7 protein-coding genes are annotated in these 9847 nt (G+C 53.6%); 4 read left to right on the forward strand and 3 right to left on the reverse strand.

The features are described 5' to 3' along the window. Positions 1 to 32: 32 nt before the first annotated feature. Positions 33 to 2819 carry a TMAO reductase system sensor histidine kinase/response regulator TorS gene (torS, locus tag FDW95_RS12345; RefSeq protein ID WP_115259206.1) on the reverse strand — a complete coding sequence of 929 codons (2787 nt, stop codon included), beginning with the start codon at positions 2817 to 2819 and terminating at the stop codon, positions 33 to 35. A gap of 82 nt (positions 2820 to 2901) precedes the next feature. Here torS and torT point away from each other — a divergent pair, with 82 nt between their 5' ends. Further along, positions 2902 to 3933: a TMAO reductase system periplasmic protein TorT gene (torT, locus tag FDW95_RS12350; protein ID WP_115259205.1), complete on the forward strand. Its 1032-nt coding sequence runs from the start codon at positions 2902 to 2904 to the stop codon at positions 3931 to 3933. On the opposite strand, the gene torR is transcribed toward torT, so the two are convergent. Beyond that, a complete protein-coding gene (torR, locus tag FDW95_RS12355; protein ID WP_016152137.1) occupies positions 3906 to 4598 on the reverse strand; it encodes a two-component system response regulator TorR in 693 nt (230 codons plus the stop codon). The two genes, torT and torR, sit on opposite strands and share 28 nt — an antisense overlap. 131 nt (positions 4599 to 4729) lie before the next feature. On the opposite strand from torR, the gene torC reads away from it, so the two are divergent. From torC to torD, 3 genes are read left to right on the forward strand one after another with little or no spacing between them, the layout of a single operon-like run. Next, entirely contained in the window at positions 4730 to 5908 is a 1179-nt protein-coding gene (gene torC / locus FDW95_RS12360) for a pentaheme c-type cytochrome TorC (RefSeq protein WP_016152138.1), read from the forward strand. Further along, positions 5898 to 8438, forward strand: a complete 2541-nt coding sequence (torA, locus tag FDW95_RS12365) for a trimethylamine-N-oxide reductase TorA (RefSeq protein WP_115259204.1) — start codon at positions 5898 to 5900, stop codon at positions 8436 to 8438. The genes torC and torA overlap by 11 nt, the downstream gene beginning before the upstream one ends. After that, positions 8435 to 9049 (forward strand): molecular chaperone TorD, encoded by a 615-nt coding sequence (torD, locus tag FDW95_RS12370; protein ID WP_115259203.1) that lies wholly within the window; start codon positions 8435 to 8437, stop codon positions 9047 to 9049. Before torA ends, torD begins: the two co-directional genes overlap by 4 nt. Positions 9050 to 9289: 240 nt before the next feature. Here torD and uspF read toward each other — a convergent pair whose 3' ends face one another. Then, positions 9290 to 9718: a universal stress protein UspF gene (gene uspF, locus FDW95_RS12375; protein ID WP_016152141.1), complete on the reverse strand. Its 429-nt coding sequence runs from the start codon at positions 9716 to 9718 to the stop codon at positions 9290 to 9292. Positions 9719 to 9847 lie beyond the last annotated feature (129 nt).

Raw genomic sequence — 9847 nt, forward strand, 5'->3', positions numbered from 1 at the left:
AATTTCCTTTTTCCAAGCGGACCCGTTCAACGTCACTTCTGATGTTCAGCTTCGGCTAATCGCGACAAATTTTCTTTTGCCAACCACATTTCCACTTCTGTAAGACTTAGTTGTACTTCCTCTCTGAGTGAAAAATCAGCTAGCGGCTGCTGTTCAAGCGCTGCGCACATCCTGCTGGCAGAACGCATCCCCATGCTGGCGCAGCTGCTTTTTAGCTGATGTGCCAGACGTTTTATCTTCTCGTACTCACATGCTGCGCGCGCTGCGTCAATCTCATCTAATACAGGAAGGGTGTGTTGCTTAAAGAGCGCTAACCATTCGTGCACCTTTTGCCATCCCATTAGCTGGATATCCCCGGCTAATTGCTGGGTATCTAACCGTTGGTTGTCATTTTCTAATGCAACCGGGAGAGGGGCGTTACCGTGGAGATAATGGGTAATGAGCCGACTAAGTTCATCCCGGGGAACCGGTTTTTGAATAACGCCGAGAAACAGGGTGCTGGTTCTTTGGCTTAGCGTTTCGTCGATGACGTGTGCGCTAAAGCCTATTAGCTTTAACGTCGGAAACTCGTGGGTTAACTGTTGCGCCAGCGTGATGCCGTCGATATCCGGAAGATCAAAATCAACCAGCGCGGCATTATACTGGGCGTCTTGCTGCAGTATGGTGAGCGCCGCAGCCGCACTGTCGGCAGCGGTGACCTGGGCGCCATTGAGGGTGAGCATTTCTGTACTGATGCGCTGCGTGAGGGGGGTATCCTCGATTAGCAGTAAGCGTAAACCCTGTAACGATATGGCACGTGGAACGGATTTAGCTACCGGCATCGCGCCAGCCCGTAATGGTAGACGCAGACGAAAGCAGCTTCCGACTCCCGGCGTACTGGTGACGCTCAGTTCTCCCTGCATCGCCTGCGCAAGGCTGGCACTGATAGTGAGTCCAAGCCCGGTCCCCCCACGTTTACCGCTAACCTGAACAAACGGCTGAAAAATATCGCGCTGATGGACAGGGTCAATCCCGCATCCCGTGTCCTCAACCTCAATATACCAGTCCTGATCTTTACATCGGCTACGCAGGGTGATGTGTCCGCGATCGGTAAAGCGCAGCGCGTTGTTTAATAGGTTAGTTATGATTTGCCGAATGCGGCGCGGATCGCCGCGTAGGGAGTCGGGGACATCGTCGGCAAAATCCGTAACCAGCACGACCGGGCGACCCACAACGCGACCATGCATGAGCTGAAGCGTACTTTCCAGCAAGGGTCTGGGCTCAAAAGGTTCATCGCCGATCGCCACATTTTTTCCGCCCGCTTCGATGGCGGAATAGTCCAGGATATCGTTGAGGATGGTCAGCAGAGACTCGCCAGAGTCGGTGATTGCGCGCAGATTCTCCTGATGCTGCGCCAGAGCGGGATTGTCTGAGAGCAACTGCGCAGTGCCGAGGATCCCATACAGCGGGGTGCGTATTTCATGGCTCATGGCGGCAAGAAACGCCGATTTTGCCTGGTTGGCTTTTTCGGCTTCTGCCCGCGCCTGCCGGTGTTCAGACACCATAGAACGCAGTTCGGCGGTGCGAGCTTTTACCTGAGCGGCCAGATGTTCGCGATGGCTATTAAGGGCGTGAACGCTGCCGCGAAAGGCGTCCATTAACCGCCCGATGGTATCCAGTTCGCGAACGCCCGCGGTTTCCGGAAATGGGGAGTCAATATCACCTTCAAGCAGACGCTGTAACGCCTGGGTTTGCTGCGCCAACGGGCGCGTGACCGAGCGGTAAACTACGCGCCAAAGAATGAGAATTAACAAGCACAATGACACCGCACCTAACAGCAGCAGCAGCGTTTGCCCGCGCTGGCTGGCCTGTTTGAGATGCGCCAGCCCGGTCTGATTGCGTTGGCCAATGATTTCTACCAACTGACTGACTTCGCTACTGAAACGGGTAAATTGCTCGATATTGTTCTGCGATAAGATCTGTAAGCGGGTGGTGATGTCATTATCCTGACGATACAGGGCCAGCAGATCGACATAACGGCTTATCGAATTTACAGCGCCGGCAACCTGAGTGCGTACCAGCGGATCTTCAATGCGTATTTGTCGGCGGTGAAGCACTCTGACGGCGGCATTAAGCTGGGTTTCCAGCGCTGCAAGGTTATTCTGCGCCTGGTTATTCCCCAGATTCATCACCATTTGCTGCACGCGTAGCGCGCTCAGGCGCAGTTCATTCATCTGGTTATAATATTCCAGATCGATATCGATAAGCCTGTCGAGAGCGTGTTCTGCCGCCTGTCCCTGATGGCTCTCAATCAAATCATAAATGCTTGCCTGCGTAGCGCCCGCCGAGGTGGCGGCATTACTGGCCTGACCGCGCGCCATTTCGGCAACGTCGGCGGTAGCCTCAATAATATGTTGGCTGAGCTGTTGCTGCCGATCGCGCAGTTTCAGACGTTCGCCAACCAACTCCCCCTGATGGCTTAACGACTGGGCGATCTCTTTTTCCTGTTGTTCAATGGCCGACGTGTCAAAGCCCTGCTCGCGCAGGGTTTTCAGTAAAGCGGTTATTTTCAGGCTTTGGGCGGTTAACATACGCCCCTGAGCCAGCCACATATTTTCATTATCTGCGGTGGTCAGATTCTGCGCGGAAAACAGTTCCCAGGCGCTGGCTTCGCTGAGCTGGCGCGCCATGTCCATGGTCGGGATCAGCGCCTGGGTATTGGCCTGCTCAACCTGGCTGACAAAACGCAGGTTATACCAGCCAACCAGCGTACTAATGAGGGTCAGTGCCGCCATCAGCCCGAAGCCTATCCACAGTCGTTTGGTCAGAGATAAATTCACTGTCGGGTCGCCACAGATTAAAAAGGTTGAGTCCAAAAGAGGAAAGCAACTAGGATAAAGCCTTATCAATGTTGAGGCTATCATGCGCGTATTGGTTTTCCTGCTTATCACACTTTTTCCCGGCTTAGGTCACGCGACCGGGTCCGCACTGCTGCGCTGGCAGGATACTCAGCAGGCAGTGCCGGAGCCGCTAACGGACGTTACTGCAAACAAAGTCTGGAAACTGTGCGCGCTGTATCCCAGCCTGAAGGATTCCTACTGGCTTTCCGTGAATTACGGCATGCTGGAGGCGGCGAAAAAATACGGCGTAAGCCTGAAGGTGCTCGAGGCGGGAGGGTATCGCCAGTTCGACACGCAAAAATCACAAATCGCTCAATGCCAGCAATGGGGCGCGGATGCCATTTTGTTGGGCAGCAGCACGACGACTTTTCCGGATTTGCAGGCGCAGGTTGGCACGCTGCCGGTTATCGAGGTGGTGAATGTTATCCATGACGCAACGGTAAAAGCCCGGGTTGGGGTTCCGTGGTTCCAGATGGGTTATCAGCCTGGCCGCTATTTGGTTAAGTGGAGCGCGGGCAAACCGCTAAAGGTCTTATTATTGCCAGGACCTGATGACGCCGGGGGCAGTCGTGAGATGGTGGCCGGATTCCGTCAGGCGATTGCTGGCAGTCAGGTGCGCATCGTGGATGTGGCGTTGGGCGATAATGATATTGAAATACAGCGTAACCTGCTGCAGGAGATGCTTGAGCGTCACCCGGATGTCGACGTGGTGGCCGGTACGGCAATTGCTGCTGAAGCGGCGATGGGGGAGAAGCGCAATCAGGGCGCGCCGTTAACTGTCGTCTCTTTTTATCTGTCGCATCAGGTGTATCGCGGGCTTAAACGCGAAAGAATCATTATGGCTGCCAGCGATCAAATGGTCTGGCAAGGTGAACTGGCGATTCAGCAGGCTATCAGAGTATTACAAGGACAACCGGTGCCGGAAAATATCAGTCCCCCGATCCTGGTGCTCACCCCGAAAAATGCCGACAGCCAGCATGTAAAGTGCTCGTTGTCACCCGGCGGATTCCGTCCTGTTTATCTGTATCAGTACACGTCGGCCGCTAAAAAATAGCCTTCCCCGTGCTGTGTCACCAGTAAATCAGCCCGCAGCTTGTGGCGTAAACGGCGGATCAGTACGTCCACGGTGCGTAAGTCCGGATTGTCTACCCGTCGTGCCGAAAGCATGCGCAGTAAACGTTCGCGACTGAGAATTTCCCCCGGATTGGTGACAAACGCGACCAGCATTTCATACTCGGCGCGGGTGAGTTTGATTGCCTCGTCGCCCAGTTCCAGAGTATGACGGGAGACGTTCAAACAATACCCGGCAAACTGATAGCAGTTGTCTTTGGCCTCCGGTCGCGCCTCGCGGGCAAGGTCGATACGCCAGAGTAAATTTTTCACTCTCACCACCAGTTCACGTAGCTCCAGCGGCTTGGTGACATAATCATCAGCCCCCATTTCCAGGCCAACGATACGGTCAATTTGGTCACTACGACCCGTTACCAGGATGATCCCCACCGTTGAGCGTTCACGCAGGGCGCGGGTCAGCATTAAGCCATTTTCATCCGGGAGATTGATATCTAACAGAATAAGATCGACAGAGTGTTGTGACATGATTTCACGCAGGCCGGCTCCGCTGGCTGTGACCGAGACGTGATAACCTTCCTGTTCAAAATAAGCCTGTAATCGTGCCTGGGTAACGGGTTCATCCTCAACAATGACAATGTGATGCGACATCCTGGTTGTTGTCTCTTTCTGTTCATATCTGTTCACATTGTGCCGCAAGCCATTCATCCTGACCAGTGTTGCCGTTCACATTTGCGAAATAAGATCCTCTGTAACTAAACAATATATTTACAGGGGCTATTATGCGGAAACTATGGAGGGCGCTGCTCAGACCGAGCGCACGTTGGTCAGTGTTGGCGCTGGTCGTCATCGGGATGGTGGTCGGTATCGCGCTGATCGTCTTACCGCACGTTGGCATTAAATTAACCAGTTCAACCGAATTTTGCGTGAGCTGCCACAGCATGCAGCCGGTTTATGAAGAATATAAACAGTCTGCGCATTTTCAGAATGCCTCCGGGGTGCGCGCAGAGTGTCATGATTGCCACATTCCATCCGATATCCCTGGCATGGTGAAACGTAAGCTGGAGGCCAGCAACGATATTTACCAGACCTTTGTTGCCCACTCTATTGATACTCCTGAGAAATTCGAAGCCAAACGTGCCGAGCTGGCGGAGCGCGAATGGGCGCGAATGAAAGAGAACAACTCCGCGACCTGTCGTTCCTGTCATAACTATGATGCGATGGATCACGCGAAACAGCACCCTGAAGCTGCGCGTCAGATGAAGATTGCGGCCAAGGACAATCAATCCTGTATTGACTGCCATAAAGGTATTGCGCATCAGCTTCCCGATATGAGCAGCGGTTTCCGCAAGCAGTTTGACCAGTTACGCGCCAACGCAAACGACGATGGCGATACGCTCTATTCCCTGGACATCAAACCTATTTATGCCGCCAAAGGGGATAAAGAACCTGCGGGCTCACTGCTGCCTGCTTCTGAAGTAAAAGTGTTAAAGCGTGACGGCGACTGGCTGCAAATTGAGATTGTGGGCTGGACAGAGAGTAACGGGCGTCAGCGCGTGCTGGCGCAATTGCCGGGTAAACGCATTTTTGTGGCCTCCATTCGTGGCGACATTCAGCAGCACGTGAAAACCCTGGAGCAAACGACCGTCGCGGAAACGAATACGCAGTGGAGCAAGCTGCAGGCCACCGCCTGGATGCAGAAGGGCGATATGGTTAACGACATTAAGCCAATCTGGGCTTATGCCGACTCGCTCTATAACGGAACCTGTAACCAGTGCCACGGCGCACCTGAGAAAGAACACTTTGACGCCAACGGCTGGATTGGCACGTTGAACGGCATGATTGGATTTACCAGTCTGGATAAACGTGAAGAACGTACCTTACTGAAATATCTGCAGATGAATGCCTCTGACACCACGGACAAGCCGCATGGCGATAAGGGAGAAAGCAATGAAAAATAACGATCTCTTTCAGGCATCTCGCCGTCGTTTTCTACTGCAGTTGGGCGGCTTGACCGTCGCTGGTATGTTAGGACCTTCGCTGCTCACACCGCGCAGCGCCAACGCCGCAGAGGTGCAGGGAACTGGCGTCAAAGAGGGGATCCTGACCGGATCTCACTGGGGGGCAATCCGCGCCACCGTGGTTGATGGGCGTTTTATTGAAGCCAAACCGTTTGAGCGTGACAAGTACCCGTCAAAAATGATCGCCGGACTGCCGGATCACGTGCATGGTGGGGCGCGTATTCGCTATCCAATGGTCCGCGTCGACTGGTTGCGTAAACGCCATCAGAGCGATACCACGCAGCGTGGAGATAACCGCTTTGTGCGCGTTTCGTGGGATGAAGCGCTGGACTTCTTCTATCAGGAGCTGGAGCGAATTCAGAAGACCTATGGCCCGAGCGCGCTGCTGACGGCCAGCGGTTGGCAATCAACCGGCATGTTCCATAACGCCTCGGGGATGCTGGCGCGCGCCATTGCGCTGCACGGCAACAGCGTAAGTACCGGGGGCGACTATTCCACTGGTGCAGCCCAGTTGATTCTGCCGCGCGTGGTCGGGTCAATGGAGGTATATGAACAGCAGACCTCATGGCCGCTGGTGCTGAAAAACAGCAAAACGATTGTGCTGTGGGGTTCCGACCTGATTAAAAACCAGCAGGCGAACTGGTGGTGCCCGGATCATGATGTTTATGAATACTACGAACAACTGAAAGAAAAAGTGGCGCGCGGCGAGATCTCGGTTATCAGCGTTGATCCGGTCATCACCTCGACGCACGACTACCTGGGCCGCGACAAGGTTAAACACGTCGCTGTGAATCCGCAGGCCGATGTGCCGCTACAGCTGGCGCTGGCGCACACACTTTATACCGAGAAGCTCTACGATAAGCATTTTCTCGATAACTACTGCGTTGGGTTTGAGCAGTTTCTGCCATATCTGCTGGGGGAAAGTGACGGACAGCCTAAAGATGCCCAGTGGGCGCAAAAAATATGCGGGATTGATGCCGATACGATTCGTGAACTGGCGCGGCAAATGGCGGGCGGAAGAACGCAGATTATTGCCGGCTGGTGCGTCCAGCGTATGCAGCACGGGGAACAGTGGGCGTGGATGATCGTGGTGCTGGCCTCAATGCTTGGACAAATCGGCTTACCCGGCGGTGGCTTCGGCTTTGGCTGGCACTACAACGGCGCGGGCACGCCAAGCCGCAAAGGGATTATCCTGAGCGGTTTTTCTGGCTCCACCACCGTACCTCCTGTGCATGACAGCACTGATTATAAGGGGTACAGCAGCACCATCCCGATCGCGCGTTTTATCGATGCGATTCTTGAGCCGGGTAAACAAATTAACTGGAACGGCAAAACCGTTAAGTTGCCGCCGTTGAAGATGTGCGTTTTTGCTGGGACCAACCCTTTCCATCGTCACCAGCAGATCAATCGTATTATTGAGGGCTGGCGTAAGCTGGAAACCGTTATCGCCATCGATAATCAGTGGACCTCGACCTGTCGATTCGCTGACATCGTATTGCCCGCGACGACCCAGTTTGAGCGTAACGATCTTGACCAGTATGGCAACCACTCCAACCGCGGCATTATCGCCATGAAACAGTTGGTGCAGCCGCAATTTGAAGCACGTAATGATTTCGATATTTTCCGCGATCTCTGCCGCCGCTTTAATCGTGAAGAAGCCTTTACCGAAGGGCTGGATGAGATGGGTTGGCTGAAACGGATCTGGCAGGAAGGAAGCCAGCAGGGGAAAGGGCGCGGCGTTCATCTCCCCGCTTTTGACGTTTTCTGGAATCAGCAAGAGTACGTTGAATTCGAACATCCGCAGATGTTTGTACGTCATCAGGCATTCCGCGACGACCCCGATCTTGAGCCGCTGGGCACGCCGAGCGGATTGATCGAAATTTTCTCGAAAACCATTGCCGGTATGCAGTATGACGACTGCCAGGGGCATCCGATGTGGTTTGAGAAAATCGAACGCTCACATGGTGGACCCGGGTCGCAGCGTTGGCCACTGCATCTGCAATCTGTTCACCCTGATTTCCGTCTGCACTCGCAGCTTTGTGAATCTGAAGCGCTGCGTAAGCATTATGCGGTAAGCGGTAAAGAGCCGGTGTTTATCAACCCTCAGGATGCCAGCGTCAGGGGGATTCGCAACGGTGATATTGTCCGTGTCTTTAACGCACGTGGACAAGTACTGGCCGGGGCGGTTGTCTCCGATCTCTACTCGCCAGGCGTGGCGCGTATTCATGAAGGTGCCTGGTACGACCCTGATAACGGCGGAGAAACTGGGGCGCTGTGTAAATACGGCAATCCGAACGTATTAACAATCGATATCGGCACGTCTCAACTGGCACAGGCGACCAGCGCTCATACCACGCTGGTGGAAATTGAGAAATATACCGGCAAGGTGGATAACGTGACGGCGTTCAGCGGCCCGATAAAAATGGTGGCGCAGTGCGAATATGTTCCGGCGGAGAAGGTATCGTCATGATAAAACACTCTTCCCTGACAACAGAACAGATGACCTGCGTTTACGCCTGGCTGGCGCAGTTGTTTTCCCGGGAACGTGACGATGACAGCCTGGCACTTTTGCAGTCCAGCGAAATGGCTGAGTGGTTCGCGGTGCTAAAAGGTGAACCGTCGCTTGAAGCGGAAGTCCTTCAGCTGGAGGAGAAAATTGCTGCGCTTCAGGTGCGTGAGGACGCAACCCTCGAACTGGCGGCTGATTTTTGTAGCCTTTTTCTGATGACGGAAAAACACGCGGCGTTACCCTATGCGTCGGCCCATCTTGAAGGAGGGCCGAATTACGGGGTCATTAAACGATTGTTAGCCGATGCTGGCATGCAGGTAAGCGAAACGTTTAGCGAGTCAGCCGATCATCTGGCAATTTTTATCGAACTGCTGAGTCATCTGCATTTTTCTCTGGGAGAGTCCGGGCTTAGCCGCCAGCGTATTGATGCGCTGCGCAGAGAAACGCTGGCGGGGCTGTTACGCTGGTTACCGGAATTCACCGCCAAATGCCGCCGCTATGATGACTTTGGTTTCTATGGCGCGCTGAGTCAGCTGTTGCTGGCACTGGTCAGGCTGGATATTCAGAACTGAGTGATGGCCTAAGCCACAGAAAAACGGGAATACATTCGCTCTAATGCTTGCCATTTTAACGAAAATGAAAGGGCGTAATGAGTAACTGAGAGTGGGACATCCGGAGGCAATGAATCTGTTGCCTCCGGTATATTGCTACGTTTACCACTGAGGTGAACGGAACCCTGAGCAAGAATCACATGTGCTCAAGAATGCTTAACTTATAAACGTTAGTGCAAATTCGCCCCCATTTTGACCCTATCACCGCACAACCAGCACGGGACATTTTGCATGGCGTACTACGGCAGCCGCCGTTGAACCCAGCAGATAAGTGCTAAAACCAGGCTTATGTGAGGCAATAACAATAAGCTCAGCGTCTACCGCTTCCGCCAGTTTGAGGATCTGATCCTTCGGCGGGCCGTAAACGACGTGAGTCTGACTCCTGCCTGCAGGAATATTGAACTGCTTAATAATCTCTTCGAGTTTTTCGCTGGCCTTGGCCTGCAGACCGCTTCTGTCCGGGAATTCTGTTGAGTAAGCCAGCCCCAGCGAGGCATAGAACGGAACGGTAGGAATAACGGCTAAAAAGTGGACCTTAGCGGTTTTGGCATGCGCCAGGACCTGTGGAACAACATGGCGGGTTAAATCGGTTTCAGAGATATCAATGGGCACCAGAATTGAGCGATACATATTCACTACCTCCTGGTTGTTTACCTCTACCCAGAGTGTAGCGAAAATCGAATCTGTATAATAAGTGACCAGATCAAGGTTGCATGCATAAATGCGCGTCAATGATAGGGAAGGTGCGAATAAGCAGGT

The sequence above is a fragment of the Citrobacter sp. wls718 genome (assembly GCF_005280945.1).
GTDB classification, from domain to species: domain Bacteria; phylum Pseudomonadota; class Gammaproteobacteria; order Enterobacterales; family Enterobacteriaceae; genus Citrobacter; species Citrobacter gillenii.

Coding starts and splice junctions, on each gene's coding strand:
- torC (WP_016152138.1), top strand. CDS start 4,730: ATGCGGAAACTATGGAGGGCGCTGCTCAGACCGAGCGCACGTTGGTCA.
- torR (WP_016152137.1), bottom strand. CDS start 4,598: ATGTCGCATCACATTGTCATTGTTGAGGATGAACCCGTTACCCAGGCA.
- torT (WP_115259205.1), top strand. CDS start 2,902: ATGCGCGTATTGGTTTTCCTGCTTATCACACTTTTTCCCGGCTTAGGT.
- torA (WP_115259204.1), top strand. CDS start 5,898: ATGAAAAATAACGATCTCTTTCAGGCATCTCGCCGTCGTTTTCTACTG.
- uspF (WP_016152141.1), bottom strand. CDS start 9,718: ATGTATCGCTCAATTCTGGTGCCCATTGATATCTCTGAAACCGATTTA.
- torD (WP_115259203.1), top strand. CDS start 8,435: ATGATAAAACACTCTTCCCTGACAACAGAACAGATGACCTGCGTTTAC.